Annotated in this window: 10 protein-coding genes, 1 pseudogene and 1 riboswitch; of the genes and pseudogenes, 2 read left to right on the top strand and 9 right to left on the bottom strand. The window is 70.0% G+C overall.

Translation table 11 applies throughout. The annotated features are described in order from the left end of the window. Positions 1-9: 9 nt before the first annotated feature. The 3 genes and pseudogenes from ACFWN2_RS02780 to ACFWN2_RS02770 all read right to left on the bottom strand — a co-directional run bounded on the left by ACFWN2_RS02780 (position 10) and on the right by ACFWN2_RS02770 (position 4,631). Positions 10-1,476: an alpha/beta fold hydrolase gene (locus ACFWN2_RS02780; protein WP_382424493.1), complete on the bottom strand. Its 1,467-nt coding sequence runs from the start codon at positions 1,474-1,476 to the stop codon at positions 10-12. Positions 1,477-1,478: 2 nt separating this feature from the next. Further along, positions 1,479-3,890, bottom strand: a complete 2,412-nt coding sequence (locus ACFWN2_RS02775; RefSeq protein WP_382424491.1) for an ABC transporter permease — start codon at positions 3,888-3,890, stop codon at positions 1,479-1,481. Then, a pseudogene (locus tag ACFWN2_RS02770) lies at positions 3,890-4,631 on the bottom strand (ABC transporter ATP-binding protein). The gene ACFWN2_RS02775 and the pseudogene ACFWN2_RS02770 overlap by 1 nt, the downstream one beginning before the upstream one ends. 149 nt (positions 4,632-4,780) lie before the next feature. Here ACFWN2_RS02770 and ACFWN2_RS02765 point away from each other — a divergent pair. Both ACFWN2_RS02765 and ACFWN2_RS02760 read left to right on the top strand, forming a co-directional pair. Continuing rightward, a complete protein-coding gene (locus tag ACFWN2_RS02765) occupies positions 4,781-5,932 on the top strand; it encodes a sensor histidine kinase (protein WP_382424489.1) in 1,152 nt (383 codons plus the stop codon). Beyond that, positions 5,929-6,588, top strand: a complete 660-nt coding sequence (locus ACFWN2_RS02760) for a response regulator (RefSeq protein ID WP_382424487.1) — start codon at positions 5,929-5,931, stop codon at positions 6,586-6,588. Before ACFWN2_RS02765 ends, ACFWN2_RS02760 begins: the two co-directional genes overlap by 4 nt. 34 nt (positions 6,589-6,622) lie before the next feature. Here ACFWN2_RS02760 and ACFWN2_RS02755 read toward each other — a convergent pair whose 3' ends face one another. From ACFWN2_RS02755 to ACFWN2_RS02730, 6 genes are all read right to left on the bottom strand, one after another. Beyond that, positions 6,623-7,651, bottom strand: coding sequence for a ribonucleotide-diphosphate reductase subunit beta (locus ACFWN2_RS02755; RefSeq protein ID WP_382424485.1), 1,029 nt, complete (start codon positions 7,649-7,651; stop codon positions 6,623-6,625). Then, on the bottom strand, positions 7,648-9,990 hold the full coding sequence (locus ACFWN2_RS02750) for a ribonucleoside-diphosphate reductase subunit alpha (protein ID WP_382424483.1): 2,343 nt from the start codon (positions 9,988-9,990) through the stop codon (positions 7,648-7,650). Before ACFWN2_RS02750 ends, ACFWN2_RS02755 begins: the two co-directional genes overlap by 4 nt. A gap of 112 nt (positions 9,991-10,102) precedes the next feature. Beyond that, a riboswitch (cobalamin riboswitch) is annotated at positions 10,103-10,311 on the bottom strand. Between the two features lie 134 nt (positions 10,312-10,445). Continuing rightward, positions 10,446-11,036 (bottom strand): TetR/AcrR family transcriptional regulator, encoded by a 591-nt coding sequence (locus ACFWN2_RS02745; protein ID WP_382424481.1) that lies wholly within the window; start codon positions 11,034-11,036, stop codon positions 10,446-10,448. Between the two features lie 48 nt (positions 11,037-11,084). Then, on the bottom strand, positions 11,085-12,164 hold the full coding sequence (locus ACFWN2_RS02740; RefSeq protein ID WP_382424479.1) for a DUF3500 domain-containing protein: 1,080 nt from the start codon (positions 12,162-12,164) through the stop codon (positions 11,085-11,087). Between the two features lie 23 nt (positions 12,165-12,187). After that, positions 12,188-13,696 carry an MFS transporter gene (locus tag ACFWN2_RS02735; RefSeq protein ID WP_382424477.1) on the bottom strand — a complete coding sequence of 503 codons (1,509 nt, stop codon included), beginning with the start codon at positions 13,694-13,696 and terminating at the stop codon, positions 12,188-12,190. Beyond that, the gene (locus ACFWN2_RS02730) at positions 13,693-14,499 is read right to left on the bottom strand and encodes a siderophore-interacting protein (protein ID WP_382424475.1); all 807 of its coding nucleotides are present in this window, start codon (positions 14,497-14,499) and stop codon (positions 13,693-13,695) included. The genes ACFWN2_RS02735 and ACFWN2_RS02730 overlap by 4 nt, the downstream gene beginning before the upstream one ends. Positions 14,500-14,505: the final 6 nt, after the last annotated feature.

Genomic DNA, 14,505 nt, shown 5'->3' with positions numbered 1-14,505 from the left:
AGTCCAGTGCTACCGAGGCCCCGGAACCGGTGCGCCCGCGCAGCTGCTGGTCGACGTGCGCCCGGTGTCGAAGAACGTCACCGCCGCCTCGGCACAGGGCAGGTCCTGCAACGACCCGTGGGCGTCGTCCTCGACAGTCATCAGGTCACCACCGATTCGGCCGCGCATCTCCAGTGCCCAGCCGATCGGCGTCACCGGCTCGTACAGGTGACCGACGAGCTGCACCGGGCTCTTGCCCGCCTTGACGTCCCAGGGCTTTCCTTCCACCGGCCAGCCGACGCAACGCTGTTCGTAGATCCCGAACCGGCCGGCGACGGGGAAGCGTTCGACGCGCTCCTCGTGGTGGCGCCACACCGTCTCGAAGTCGCGCGTGCTGGGCGAGTCGTTGCACAGCAGCGCGGTCTGCGGGAACGGGTCGTAGCGGTGCACGTCCGCGTCCCAGCCCAGGCCGTCCGGCCGGTTCGGCACTGTCGCCGCGGTGTCCTTGATGGACTTCAGCTGAGCGGCGAGGCCCGCCCATTCCTTGCGGGGGTTGGCGTACATCATGTTCACGGTGTCGCCGTCGACGACGCTGCCGTCGGGCATCGTGCGCGGGTGTGCGGTGAGCTCGGCCCGCAGGTCCAGGAGTGCCTGTGCGACAGCGGTCTGGGTCGGGCCGAAGTGGTAGACGGTGTCGTAGCGGGCGATCCAGGCGGCGAACTCGTGGAACGTGTTCTCCCCGGCATTGGCCTGGCCTTCGTCCATCGTCTTGACGTCGAGCACCGGTGGCACGACCGAGTCGAGCAGCATGCGGGTCACGCGGTCGTCGAACAGCGTCCGGTAGACCGCGCCCAGGCCGGTGCCCCAGGAGATGCCGTAGTAGCCGATCTTCTTCTCCCCCAGTGCCTCGCGGATGACGTCCATGTCTCGTGCCACGTTCTCGGTCGTCATGGAACGGGCCAGGTCCGGGTCGCGGTCGAAGCACTCGCGGTTGCGCTTCGCGTCGCGTTCGGCGGTGAAGCGGGCGCGTTCCTTCGGTGACGCCGACGGGTCCGGCTGCGTTTCGTCGCGTTCGCACGCGATGGCGGTGCTGTAGCCGATGCCGCGCGGGTCGAAGCCGATGAGGTCGTGGTGGGCGTTGAGCCCGCTTGCCTTGCTCGCGGCGAGTGAGCGCGGCATCGTGACGCCCTGCTGGCCGGGGCCGCCGGGGTTCACGAGGATCGCGCCGGTCCTGTCGCCGGTGGCCTTGAGCCTGCTGACCGCGATGTCGAGCTGCCGTCCGCCGGGGTTCGCGTGGTCGAGGGGTACGCGGACCATCGCGCACTCGGTGCGCTGGTCGTCGGAGTTCCACCCGGCAGCCACCTCGGCGCACGGTTTCCAGTCGGGATGTGCGGTTGCGGAGGCGACGCCGTTCGTGCAGAGCGCGAGCAACGAGGTCGTCAGCACGACCGCGGACAGCATGGGACGCAACGGTTTTCTCCTCAGGTCGAAGGTCATGGCTACTCGGTGTCCGTCTTGATCGCGGTCAGGATCGGGATCCGCACGGCGCGGCGGGCCGGCACGAAGGCCGCGGCGACACCGATCGCCACGGTGATCGCCATGAACAGGGCCAGCCGGTCCCACGGGAGCACGGGCGTGGTGTTCGCCTGGCCGCTCACCGTCATCGCCCCGATCACGCAGCCCGACACGACGCCGGCCAGTGCGCCGATCACCGCGATGATCACCGACTCGATCCGCAGCACGGCGCCGACCTGGGACCGGCCGAGCCCCACAGCGCGCAGCAGGCCGATCTCGCGGATGCGTTCCATCGTGGACATCGTCATGGTATTGACCACGGACATCGCGCCGATCAGGACCGAGACGCTCAGCATCGCGTAGAGGAGGTTGAGGTACAGGTCGTACTGCGAGGCCTGCGCCTCGACGTACTCGTCCCGCGTCTGCACGACCAGGACCGGGTTGTCCAACGCGCTGCGGATGTCGTCGCGCACCTTCTCCGCCGATCCGGCGGCCTTGATCAGCACCTCGCGGTTCCAGAGTTCTTCCGCCGGGACGTTCGCGGTGTCGACCAGGGCCTTGGCGCCGAACTCCTCCGGCGCGTCGAACAGGGCCACCACGGTGAGTGGCTTCTCCTTGCCCACCTTCGAACCCACGGTCCAGCCGCGTGCCGCCGCGACGCCGCTCTCCAGCGCGATGCCGGTGCCGAGCCCGTCCAGCGAGCCCTCGCGGATCGTCAACGGCACGAGCGCGCCGATCGACCCGGCGTTCACCGCGGTCACCTCCAGGGCGCCCTTGTCCAACGGCAGCAACGCCTGCCGCAGTGCGGTGACGTGTTCGACGCCGGGCACCTTCGCGATCTCGTCCGCCACGCCAGGGGCGATGTCGGCGAACGGCAGCGCCTCCACCCGGACGTCCGCGTGGTTCCACGACTTCGCGGTCTCCGCGCTCTTCGCCGAGATCGACGCGATCGGCACGGTGACGGCGGCGCAGACCGACAGCCCGATCATGAGCGCGCTCGCCGTCGCGCCGGTGCGGCGCGGGTTGCGGCGGGTGTTCTCCACGGCCAGGGTGCCGGTGAGTCCGGCGAACCGGGTCAACGGGCCGCGCAGCACGGAGGTCAGCCCGGCGGCGAGCAACGGCGTGAGGATGATCAGGCCGATCAGCATGGTCGGCGCGCCGAGGTAGATCATGGTCTGCTCACCTCGCCCGATCACGACCATCAGGGTGCCGATCGCGGTCACCGCGAAGCCCGTGATGTTCCTGCGGCGCAACGACTTCCCCGTCGGCGGCAGGCCGGTGCGCAGTGCCGCGATCGGCGGCACGGCGGCGGCCCGGCGCGCCGGGAGGTAGGCGGCCAGCAGGGTCACGCCGAGTCCGACGCCGAACGCCGCGAGGAGCGTGGTCGGCGTGAACGGCCGCAACGGAACCGGCGCCCCGTCGAAGACCGCGAACTGCGACTTCAGCACCGCCGCGCCGGCGACGCCCAGCACGTAGCCGAGCACGGTCGCGACGAGACCGAGCAGGGTCGCCTCGGTCAGGACCATGCGCAGCACGTACCGCCGCCCGGCACCGACAGCCCGCAGCAGCGCGTGTTCGCGCGACCTGGCGGCGGCGAGCATCGTGAAGGTGTTGGCCACCAGGAAGGCCGACGAGAACAGCGCGACGCCCGCGAAGATCAGCAGGATCATCGTCAGCTTGTCGTTGTCGCGCGCCTCGATCCTGGTCAGCTCGTCCGCTGTGGACGTCCGCAGGTCGGGCAGCGCCGTCTCCACCGCCGTGGCCAGCGCACCCGGACCGGTGCCCGGCGCCGCGGTGAGCAACACCGAGGTGTAGCCGCCGTTGCGTGGTGCGAACTGCTCACGGGCCGTGGCGTCGGCGAACGCGACGAGCGTGCCGCCCTGCGCGATCCGGGTGTCCTCGAAGTCGAACACGCCGGACAGCCGGACGTCGCGGGCCGTGCCCACGACGACGACCCGCAGCGTGTCGCCGACCTGGTAACCGGTGCGTTGCGCGGCCCACTTGTCCAGCGCGACCTCGTCGGGTCCGGCAGGAGCCTTGCCGCTGGTCAGCTCGTAGCGATCCGCGTCGAAGCCGACCCCGCCCGCCGCGCCCGGTGTGCCGACGAGCGTGCCGTCCTTGCCCACCAGGAACGTCGGCCCCTCCGCGACCGTGCGGACGCCACCCACCCCGGCCACGCCACGAAGCTGTTCGATCGTCGCCGGGGACATCGCCTCGTTGTCCCGCTGCTCGACCTGGACGTCGAAGTCCTTGGGGGCGCCCTCCACCGCCGCGCGCACGGTGTCGCCGTAGACCAGCGACCCGGTGACGAACGCGACGCCGAACACGATCGCGATGGCGGGCAGGAGGAAGCGCGTGCGGTTGTCCGTCATCGACCGCCAGGCCACGCGGATCATCAGCGCACCGCCTGACCGTCGAAGTGGCGCATCCGGCCGAGCACCAGGTCCGGCGTGGGGTTGCTCATCTCGTCGACGATCCGTCCGTCGGCGAGGAACAGCACGCGGTCCGCGTACCCGGCGGCGATCGGGTCGTGCGTGACCATCAGGACCGTCTGTCCCCACTCCTTGGCGCACCGGCGCAGCAACGACAAGATCTGCGCGCCGGAGCGGGAGTCGAGGTTGCCGGTCGGTTCGTCTGCCACGACGATCTCCGGCCGCGACACGAGCGCACGCGCAGGCCACGCGCTGCTGCTGGCCGCCGGACAGTTCGGAGGGCCGGTGCTCGAGCCGGTCGCCCAGCCCGACCGCGTCGATCACCCGCCGCGTCCAGTCCTGGTCGGGCTTCGTGCCGGCGAGCGTCAGCGGCAGGACGATGTTCTCCCAGGCGGTCAGCGTGGGCAGCAGGTTGAACGACTGGAAGACGAACCCGATCCTGTCCCTCCGCAACCGCGTCAGGTCGGCCTCCTTCAGCGAGCCGAGGTCGGCGTCACCGACCCACGCCTTGCCCGAGGTCGGCGTGTCCAGTCCGGCCAGGCAGTGCATGAGGGTGGACTTGCCGGAGCCGGAAGGCCCCATCACGGCGGTGAACTCGCCGCGCTGGAACCGCGCGGACACCCCGGCCAGCGCCGTCACCGCAGCAGGCCCGGACCCGTACACCTTGCCCAGCCGGTCGGCCACCGCCACCGTTCGCTGTTCCATCTGGCACCGTTCTCGTCGACTTCGGGGAACGGTGCACAGCCTGCTGACGGACGTGGTCCCGCGGATCCACCTCACCGATGAGTGATCTCGGCGCGGCTCCACCGAAAGGTGGAGGACGCCCGTCACGGCTCTGACCTACCGTCGGCGTCATGACAGGCATCCTGACCCGGCTCACGTGGTGGCAGCGCGTCGTCTTCTGGCTGATCGTCGCGGTCGGAGTCGCCCTGCTGGTCGTCGAGGCGGGCAGCGCACCCAGCGCGTACGGCGCCGTGGGCGTCGTGGTCTGCGGCGTCCTGCCCTCGGCGGCGTTGTTCAAGCGCGAGATCTCCGCGCTCGCCGTGGCGGGCATCGGAACGCTGTCGATCGCCTTCACGATCGTGTGCGCGACCTTGCTGCCCGGCAATCTCGACAACACGTTCGGGTTGTTCGAGCTCATCGGACTCGCCTGTCTCAGCGTCCGGACCCTGCTGGTGTTCAGCGCCTGGCGGGCGGCGGGGCTGTGCGTGCTGCTGGGCCTCGCCGCCACGACGTTGCCGCTGCGCCTGGAGGACCTCGACCCGCTCCTGACGCCGGGCATGGTCCTGATCATCGCCGTGGTGCTCGCGTTCGTGCTGCTGCTCGGCCTGTTCATGCGTCTGCACGACCGCAGCCGCACGGATTCGTTCCAGCTGTCCCGGCAGGCGCAACGACTGGAGTACGCCCGCGACCTGCACGACTTCGTGGCCCACCACGTGACCGCGATCGTCGTGCAGACCCAGGCGGTCCGCTTCGCCACCGGCAGCGGCCAGCTGCCGGACCCGGTGGTGCTGGACAAGATGCTCGACGGCATCGAGAAGGCGGGCTCGCAGGCGCTGACGTCGATGCGGACCATGGTCGACGTCCTGCGCGACGACAACGCCCCGATGCACCCCCACCAGGCGCTCACGCTGATGGTCACCGATCTCGCCACCGGCTTCACCGGAGCGCCCGTGACCACGGCCGTCGACCCGGCGATCGCCGCCCTGGACCTGCCGGCGACCACTGTGGACGCTGCCCGGCACGTCGTGCAGGAGGCGCTCACCAACGTGCTGAGGCACGCCACCCGCGTCAGCGAGGTGCGGATCAGCGCCCGGTCGAGGGGTCAGGAGGTGGAGATCAGCGTCACCAACGACGGCCAGGCGGGCGACAACGGCCTGCCCAGGGGCGGGTTCGGACTGGTCGGCCTGGCCGAACGGGTGGAGTCGGCTGGAGGCAGCCTCAGCGCAGGCCCGACGGCCCGTGGTTGGGCGGTCACCGCGCTTCTGCCATCCTCCACCGCATGACAATCCGTGTGCTGATCGCCGACGACCAGGAGATGATCCGCTCGGCGTTCGGGATGATCCTCGGCACACAGCCGGACATGGAGGTCGTGGCGAGCGTCGCGGACGGCGAGAGCGCGGTCGAACAGGCCCGCCGCCTGCGCCCCGACGTCTGCCTGCTCGACATCAGGATGCCGGCGCTCGACGGCCTGGAGGCGACGCGCCTGCTCGCCGGACCGGGCGTGGACGCACCCCTGAACGTCCTCATCGCGACCACGTTCGACCTCGACGAGTACGTGTACCGCGCGCTGCAGAACGGCGCGCGCGGGTTCCTGCTCAAGGACATGTCACCGGCGCTGCTGGTCGAGGCGGTCCGCGCCGCGTCCACGGGCACGAGCCTCATCTCCCCCGCCGTGACGGTGCGGCTGCTGTCGAAGCTCGCACCGGCACGCCGGGAATCCACTGTGGACACACCGCTGCCCGAGCCGTTGACCGACCGCGAGCTGGACGTCGTGAAGCTCGTCGCGAACGGCAACACGAACGACGAGATCGCCGCCAGGTTGTACGTCTCCGTCGCCACGGTGAAGACGCACCTGGCGAACGCGCAACGCAAGCTCGCGGTTCGCAACCGGGTCGAGGTGGCGGCCTGGGCGTGGCGCACGGGAGTTGTCACGGGCTGAGCGGCCGGGAGGTCCCGGCCGCTCAGAGGCCGGTCTAGAAGTCCTCGTCGAACGACACCGTGCCGGACACGCCGACCTGGTAGGCCGAGACCCGGCGCTCGAAGAAGTTCGACAGCTCCTGCACGTCCTGCAGCTCCATGAACGCGAACGGGTTCTTGGAACCGTAGATCGGCTCGATGCCGAGCACCTGCAGCCGCCGGTCCGCGACGTGCTCCAAATAGGACCGCATGTCCGCCACCGACATGCCGGCGACACCGCCACCGAGCAGGTCCTCGGCGAACAGCACCTCGGCGTCGACGGCCTCGCGCAGCATCTGCTTGACCTCCTCGTACAACGAGTCGTCGAACAGGTCCGGCTCCTCGCGGCGCACGGTGTCCACGACGTCGAACGCGAACGCCATGTGCATCGACTCGTCGCGGAACACCCAGTTGGTGCCGGACGCCAGCCCGTTCAACAACCCGCGCGACCGCAGGAAGTACACGTACGCGAAGGCGCCGTAGAAGAACAGGCCCTCGATGCACGCGGCGAAGCAGATCAGGTTGAGCAGGAACGACCTGCGGTCCTCACGGGTGCGCAGCTCCGTGAGCGACGAGATCGAGTCGATCCACTTGTAGCAGAACTCGGCCTTGGCGCGGATCGACGGGATGGTCTCGACGGCGGCGAACGCGTCGGCCCGGTCGTTCTCGTCGGGCAGGTAGGTGTCGAGCAGCGTCAGGTAGAACTGGACGTGCACGGCCTCCTCGAACAGCTGCCGCGACAGGTAGAGGCGGGCCTCCGGCGCGTTGACGTGCTCGTAGAGGTTCAGGACCAGGTTGTTCGCGACGATCGTGTCGCCGGTCGCGAAGAACGCGACGAGGCGGTTGACCAGGTGCCGTTCGGCCTCGGAGAGCTTGTTCAGGTCGGCGAGGTCCGAGTGGAGGTCGACCTCCTCGACGGTCCAGGTGTTCTTGATCGCGTCGCGGAAGCGCTCGTAGAACAGCGGGTAGCGCATGGGCCGCAGGGTGAGGTCCATGCCGGGGTCGAGCAGGGCGTTCTTGCGGGCGGTGCTGGAGAGCGCGGTCACTGGCAGGCCTCACATGCTTCGGGGTTTTCGAGGGAACAGGCGATCGCTTCGTCCGACGTGACGGTCGGGACGGCGACGGTCGCCTGCTGGATGCGCGTCGCGGGGCGGGAGCGCAGGTAGTACGTGGTCTTGAGCCCGGCCTTCCAGGCGTAGAGGTACATCGAGGAGAGCTTGCCGATCGTCGGCGAGGCGACGAACAGGTTCAGCGACTGGCTCTGGTCGATGTACGGGCCGCGCGCGGCGGCCAGTTCGATCAGCGCCTTCTGCGGCAGCTCCCAGGCGGTGCGGAACAGCGAGCGCACGTCCTCCGGCAGTTCGACCAGACCCTGCGCGGAACCGTCGTCCTGCTTGAGCCGGTTGCGGATCGCCTCAGTCCACAGGCCGCGCGACTTCAGCTCGCGCACCAGGTAGGAGTTGATCTGCAGGAACTCACCGGACAGCGTCTCGCGCTTGAACGTGTTCGACACCTGCGGCTCGATGCACTCGAAGCAGCCGGCGATCGAGGCGATCGTCGCGGTCGGCGCGATGGCGATCAGCAGCGAGTTGCGCAGGCCGTGCTCGCTGACGCGTTCACGCAGGGCGCTCCACCGCTCGGTCTGCGTGGGCGTGACGCCCCACAGGTCGGGCTGCAGATCTCCCTTGGCGGCACGGGTCTCCGCGAACGCCGGGTGCGCGCCCGCCGACGAGGCCAGCTCCGCCGACGACTCCAGCGCCGTCAGGTAGATCTCCTCGGCGATGCGCGTCGACAGCTCGCGCGCCTCCGGTGAGTCGAACGGCAGGCGCAGCTTGAAGAACACGTCCTGCAGGCCCATGACACCAAGGCCCACCGGGCGCCAGCGCGGGTTGGAGCGCGCCGCCTGCTCGGTCGGGTAGTAGTTGATGTCGATCACGCGGTCGAGGAACACGACCGCGGTGCGGACCGTGGAGCGCAGCCGGTCCCAGTCGATGCCGGAGCCCTCGACGTGGGCGCCGAGGTTGACCGAGCCGAGGTTGCAGACCGCGGTCTCCTCGTCGCTGGTGACCTCGAGGATCTCCGTGCACAGGTTCGACAGGTGGATGACGTTGGACGGCGACGCGGTCTGGTTGCTCGTGCGGTTCGCGGTGTCCTTGAACGTCATCCAGCCGTTGCCGGTCTGGGCGAGCGTGCGGATCATCCGTCCGTAGAGGTCACGAGCCTTGACCGTGCGCACGGCACGACCGGCCTCCTCCGCGCCGCGGTAGGCGCGGTCGAACTCGTCGCCCCACAGGTCGACCAGCTCCGGGACCTCGTCCGGGTCGAACAGCGACCAGTCCTGGTCGGCCTCGACGCGGCGCATGAACTCGTCGGGGATCCAGTTGGCCAGGTTGAGGTTGTGCGTGCGGCGCGCGTCCTCACCGGTGTTGTCGCGCAGCTCCAGGAACTCCTCGACGTCCGGGTGCCACGTCTCCAGGTACACGCAGGCGGCGCCCTTGCGGCGGCCGCCCTGGTTGACCGCCGAGACCGATGCGTCGAGCGTGCGCAGCCACGGCACGATGCCGTTGGAGTGGCCGTTCGTGCCGCGGATCAGCGCACCCCTCGAACGCACCCGCGACCACTGGACGCCGATGCCGCCGGCGAACTTCGACAGCCGGGCGATCTGCTTGTACCGGTCGTAGATCGACTCCAGCTCGTCCTTCGGGGAGTCGAGCAGGTAGCACGAGGACATCTGGGTGTGCTGCGTGCCGGAGTTGAACAGGGTCGGCGAGCTGGGCAGGTACGCCAGCGACGACATCAGCCGGTAGAAGTCGATGGCCTCGGCCGCGGTGTGCGAGAGGCCGCACGCGACGCGCAGCAGCCAGTACTGCGGCTGCTCGATGACGGTCCGCCTGGAAGGGTGGCGCAGCAGGTAGCGGTCGTAGACCGTGCGCAGGCCGAAGTACTCGAACCGCCGGTCGCCGTCGAGGTCGATGGCGTCGTCGAGCTTGCGGGCGTTGGCGGCCACGAACTTCGCGGTCGCGTCGCCGATCAGGCCCTCGGCGTGGCCGAGCGCGATGCTCTGGCTGAAGGACTGGATGCCGGTCCGGCGCACCTCCTTCTCGATGAAGGCGGCCAGCAGCCCGGCGGCGAGCTTCGAGTACTCGGGCTCCTCCGAGACCAGCGCGGCGGCGGTCTGGATCGAGAGCTTGTCCAGCTCCTCGGTGGTCGCGCCGTCGTAGAGGCCGCTGATCGTCTTGGTGGCGACCCGGAGCGGATCCACGTCGTGCAGACCGACCGTGCAGCGCTCCACCGCGCGCACGATCTTGTTCAGGTCAACCGGTTCGAGCGAACCGTTGCGTTTCTTGACGCGCATAGTGGTGGTGACCGTGTCGACCGCCGTCACTGCTCTCTCCTCGCGAGCTAGGTGTGACCACGAGGACAGCGAGGAGCGAACGGGCGCGCGCGACCGCCACGTCCTCCCGCCCTCCCTCGGGGCCTCGGACTCCCGCACGTGTGGGCACGTGCGGGGCGCTGGCAGGTCTTCGGACTCGCGGGCACGCCTGGTGGCTCCTACCGGCCGTCGCTTCCCAGACGTTTCGCGTCCAGTGCTTCTGACGGCTTTCGTTCCCGTTCACCGCTGCGGGGCAGTCCCGGATTCACACCGGGTTCCCTCTTGCGACGACCGATCTGGATGATCGGCCGAACCAGCTGCGAGCACCATACATGGGTGCGGTCGAGCCATCCGCAACTACATCTAGTGGGCGTGTCGCCCGGTTGGAGCAGCTCCAAACGATCACGCGCGGGAACCGGTGATCACGACCGGGCGCGGTTCGGCAGCCGTCGTGGAGCGTCGGTGGCTCAGTCGGCCGCCAGCTCACGGACGGCGGCGACCAGTGCCGGCGCGAAGGCCCGCACCGAGCCGCCGGGCACGGCCGCGCCGGTCAGCCCCAGGTAGAACGCCGGCCCGGTCAGCACCGCCATCGCCGCGTCGAGCGGAGTCCCTGGCGGAAGCTCACCCCGGCTGATGCCGCGTTCCAGCACCGCGCGCGACGGTCCGTCGAACAGCGCCGCCGAACCGACGAGCCGCGCCACCTCCGGGTCGTGCTGCGCCTCGCCCAGCAACGCGCGGTACGCGGTGCCGGCGTGCGACCCGGTCAGAAAGCCTTCTACAGCCTCAAGATACGTGCTCACGTCGTCGAGAAGCGTGGCCTGGGGCGGTTTCGTGAGCTCCTCGACGGCATCGGTGATCGCCGCCTCGAACAGGACCTCCGCCTTGGTCGACCACCAGCGGTACACGGTCTGGCGGCCGACGCCCGCTCGTTCCGCGATCCCCTTCATCGTCAGGGCCGCGTAACCGACCTCGACGAGCAGGTCGTCGACCGCGTGCAGGATCGCGGTGCGCGCCTGTTCACTGCGCGGCCGGCCGACCCGCTGCCTGTCCTCACCCATGGCGGCAGCATACCGAGACAGCGTGGGCCGAATCGGTCTCGGCGCCGCTCACGGACGGGTGCCGCCGTAGTCGGTCACCCGGTCCCTCCACACCGAGTGCGGGTGTGGTTCGTCCGTCGACCACCCGCCTTCGAGTTGCAGTTCCAGCCACAGGGAAGGGCCGTCAATGCGCACGTAGTCGCCGGTGTCGTTCAGGGCGGTGGAGCCGCTCCAGGCGATGTGCGTCGCGTCGAGTTCTCGTTCGTACTTGGCCATGATCGCCGCGGCGCTGACGTCGTCGACGTCGCCCACGTAGGTCCTGATCGCGGCGATCACGAGGTCCCGCTGGCCCGCGTCGAGCGAGGCGACGGGGACGCCTTCCCGGCGGTCCGGGAACTTCCAGTCGTTGCCCGGTCCGAGAAGCAGGTGGCCGCTCCGCAGCTCGGCCGCGTCCTTCTGGTTCTGCGTCAGGGATCCGAGCATCGCCTGGAACGCGCGCAGCTCCTCGCCCTCGGGTTCGTACGTGGTGCCCTGGTACTCGAACGGGGCGCGTGGCTCGATCGCGCGGAACGACGGCGTGGCACCGATGAGCCTGCCGTCGCGGTAGGTGTTGGTGACCGCTGTGTGGTGTCCGCCGAACTGCAGCTGCCACAGTCCTGTCTCGGACGGTTCTCCCAGGAACGCCAAGCGGAAGTGACCGCGGCCGTACGCGTCACCGGCGCCGATGCTGTGCAGGTGGTCGTCGGCGATGAGGTGCTGACGCAGCTGGTCCGCTCCCTGGTTCGGAGCCGAGCCCATCGCGGTCGCCAGCAGGACGTGCAGGCTCTCCCACTGCTGTTCGGACAGCGTGCCGAGGTCGAGGCCGAGGCGGCCGTCCTCGTGGAGGTCCGCCTGCGGGTAGGTGTGCCAGCGCGCCGCGTTCTCGAACGTGTAGGGCTGGTGGAGCTGGGCCCGTTGCTGTTCGGACAGCAGCGCCCGGAACTCGCCGGCGCGGGCGAGCAGCTGCGGGTACGCCTGCCCGTGCGGGGCGGACGCGCGGGGAGGCGCGGCCGGGCTCGTGTCCGGAGTGGACGGTGGAAGCAACCCGCAGGCGCTCAGGAACAGGACGGGAACCGCCGCCAACGAACGGCTCTTTCCGGCTCTGGTCATGGTGGTGTTCCTCTTCGTGTTGTTCAGGAGGCCGAGCTGGACGCCCTGCGGGCGAGGTTCCCCGGCCTGGAGATGAGCGCCACGACGATCGCGCCCGTGACGAGGGTGATCCCCGCACCGATCCGCAGGGCGGTGCTCCCGCCCGTGACGAAGGCGTCGATGATCCCGTTGTGCTCCCACGGCGCAGCGCTCAGCGCGGACGCCACGGTGCGTGGCAGCGGATCAAGTGATTGCAGCGCAAGGGGAAGGTGAGCGGAGAAGCTCACCACGGCGATGGTGCCGACCACCGCGATCCCGAGCGCGCTGCCCAGTTCGCGGGTCGCCGACTGCAGACCTCCCGCGACTCCGGCCTGTTCGGGCGGCAGCCCTGCGGTCAGCTCGGACGTGAGCGTGGGCAGCGCCAGGGCGAACCCGATGCCCACGACCACCAGCCAGAAGGCGTAGAAGCCGAACGACTGCCTGGTCGCGAACGACAGTCCCACAAGTCCCGTGCAGATCGCGAGAAAGCCCCCGCCGAGGATCAGCGGAACGCCCACGCGGGTGACCAGGCGAGGGAGGAACCGCGTGCCGAGCAGGATCGGCCCGGCGAGCGGCAGGGTGGCGAGTCCCGCCAGGAGAACGGGGAATCCCCTGCCGTACTGCAGGAGCGATGCGTTGAGGTAGAACAGGCCGAAGCTGCCGAACCAGGTCACGAGCATGCCCAGGCTCGCGCCGGCGAGCAGCCGTCCGCGGAACAGGCGTGGATCCAGCACCGGGTGCTCGACCCGCAGCTCGACCAGCACCCAGACCACGGCCAGCACCCCGGCGAGCACGAAGGCGCCGAGCACCAGCGCGCTGTCCCAGCCGACCTCCGGTGCTTCGATGATGCCGACGAGCAGCACCACGGACGTGGCGACCAGCAGCAGCGTTCCCGCCGGATCGAGGCGCCGGAAGGTGCGCGGACTGGTTCCGGCGAGGGCGGCGATCGCGGCGACGCAGACCAGCGCGAACGGCACGACGCCCCAGAAGAGCGTCTGCCAGCGGCCGGTGCTGAGCAGCGCCGCACCACCGGTGTTCCCGAGAACGCCGCCGATCCCGCTGATGGCGCCCCAGAGTGCGAGCGCGCCACGCCGGCGTTCGGGCCTCGTCGCGTGCACGAGGACACCGACGCAGTTGGGCAGCACCAGCGCGGCACCGAGTCCGGAGAGGACACGTCCGGAGAGCATGACCGGCAGGCCGGTGGACAACGCCGACACGACCGCGCCGAGCGCGAAGACCACCAGGCCGGTCAGCAGGGTTCCCTTGCGCCCGAAGCGATCCCCGAACGCGCCGCCGGGAATCACCAGGCAGGCGAACACGACCACGTAGGCGTCCACGATCCACAGCAGCTGCGACGAGTCCGGGTGCAGCGCGCTCGCCGCCAGCATCGGCACGGCGAGGTTGATGGCGGCGACGAAGCCGACGACCAGCACCGTGCAGACGCTCACGGCGGCCAGCACGAGATTCTCGCGTCTGCGCGTGACGGTGTGCGGTTCGCTGAGCACGCCGGTCACGACGCGCCCTCCGCCTTCTTGTCCCGGTCACCGCTTCCGGCCCGGCCGAGCCGCCAGTACCCGGACACGTCGAAGGCCGTCCGGTCGGCACCGGCGTCCTGCAGGTGACGGCGCAGCGGGGCGACGATCCCGGACTCCCCCGCCGCCCACAGGAAGGTGCCGGCGGAAGACCTGCTCACCAGTGCGGCGACCAGGTCTTCCGCGCTCCCCTCGATCCACTGCAGACGCAGTCGGGGGTGGTGGGGAAGCTCGCGCCGTCCCGCGGCGGGTGCCAGCACGACGACGTCGACGCGTGCCTCCCGCGGTACTTCCTCCAGCCAGCGCTCCAACGCGGGCAGGGCCGTCTCGTCGGCGCCGAGCAGGTAGTGGGAGCACGCCGGATAGACCCGGTAACCGCGCGGGCCCAGCACGCCGAGCCTGTCGCCCGGTTTCGCGGTGATCGCCCACCGCCCGGCGGGACCGTGGTCGTGCAGCACGAAGTCGAGGGTGAGCGACCGTTCGACGGGGTCGAAGGCGCGGACCGTGTAGTCGCGGATCGCGAGTTCCACGCCGTCGGGTGCGGACAGGCCGTGTTCGCCGAGGGTCGGCAGCACGACCTCGCCGCTGTCCTCCTGCGGCACCACGACTTTCACGTGCGTAGCGGTGCTCAGCGGCGCGATGGGGAACTCGGCTTCGAGCTCCTCGCCGGTCAGCACAACCCGTCGCATGGTGGCTGAGAGCGCCTCGATGCGCACGACCGTGAGAGTGCGCAGCTTCGGCGGGTAGGAGGTGCGCGTGGTCTCGAACGCTGATGAGATGGTCATGGTCTG

The sequence above is a fragment of the Lentzea sp. NPDC058436 genome (assembly GCF_042721515.1).
Lineage (GTDB): Bacteria > Actinomycetota > Actinomycetes > Mycobacteriales > Pseudonocardiaceae > Lentzea.
This window is presented reverse-complemented; position numbering and strand designations above follow the sequence as displayed.

Bases quoted from the DNA above. Each gene is read 5' to 3' on its own strand.
- ACFWN2_RS02780 (WP_382424493.1), bottom strand. From the start codon at position 1,476: ATGACCTTCGACCTGAGGAGAAAACCGTTGCGTCCCATGCTGTCCGCG.
- ACFWN2_RS02775 (WP_382424491.1), bottom strand. From the start codon at position 3,890: ATGATCCGCGTGGCCTGGCGGTCGATGACGGACAACCGCACGCGCTTC.
- ACFWN2_RS02765 (WP_382424489.1), top strand. From the start codon at position 4,781: ATGACAGGCATCCTGACCCGGCTCACGTGGTGGCAGCGCGTCGTCTTC.
- ACFWN2_RS02760 (WP_382424487.1), top strand. From the start codon at position 5,929: ATGACAATCCGTGTGCTGATCGCCGACGACCAGGAGATGATCCGCTCG.
- ACFWN2_RS02745 (WP_382424481.1), bottom strand. From the start codon at position 11,036: ATGGGTGAGGACAGGCAGCGGGTCGGCCGGCCGCGCAGTGAACAGGCG.
- ACFWN2_RS02740 (WP_382424479.1), bottom strand. From the start codon at position 12,164: ATGACCAGAGCCGGAAAGAGCCGTTCGTTGGCGGCGGTTCCCGTCCTG.
- ACFWN2_RS02730 (WP_382424475.1), bottom strand. From the start codon at position 14,499: ATGACCATCTCATCAGCGTTCGAGACCACGCGCACCTCCTACCCGCCG.